We start from the raw sequence: 316 nt of genomic DNA, 5'->3' as shown, positions 1-316 counted from the left end.
TGAGCCATGAAGGATTCGAACCTTCGACCCTCTGATTAAAAGTCAGATGCTCTACCAACTGAGCTAATGGCTCTTGAAGTTTTTTAATGTAGTAAGTTCATGATGTTTACGGACGATGTGTTGCTTCGTCGTTTTCCTGTCTCTTCCTCTACTAGAATTGCTTCGCTGCTTATTGCGTCGAGACAACTCGTGTGGGATTCAGCAGATGTGTTGCTCGTAACTGAGCTAATGGCTCTAAAGAAAATGGCTGGGCTAGCTGGATTCGAACCAGCGCATGACGGAATCAAAATCCGCTGCCTTACCGCTTGGCTATAGC

General features: G+C 45.9%; 1 protein-coding gene and 1 tRNA gene. One reads left to right on the top strand and one right to left on the bottom strand.

From position 1 onward, the window contains the following. A tRNA-Lys gene (locus KH400_RS23770) sits at positions 1 to 73 on the bottom strand. Positions 74 to 99: 26 nt separating this feature from the next. Between KH400_RS23770 and KH400_RS23765 the strand changes: the two genes are divergently transcribed. After that, on the top strand, positions 100 to 315 hold the full coding sequence (locus KH400_RS23765) for a hypothetical protein (protein ID WP_217228808.1): 216 nt from the start codon (positions 100 to 102) through the stop codon (positions 313 to 315). The last annotated feature ends 1 nt before the right edge of the window (position 316 follow it).

The sequence above is a fragment of the Desertibacillus haloalkaliphilus genome (assembly GCF_019039105.1).
Classification (GTDB): Bacteria; Bacillota; Bacilli; order Bacillales; family KJ1-10-99; genus Desertibacillus; species Desertibacillus haloalkaliphilus.
This window is presented reverse-complemented; position numbering and strand designations above follow the sequence as displayed.

What these genes read in the sequence shown, in the direction of transcription:
- KH400_RS23765 (WP_217228808.1), top strand. Translation starts at nt 100, where the DNA reads ATGATGTTTACGGACGATGTGTTGCTTCGTCGTTTTCCTGTCTCTTCC.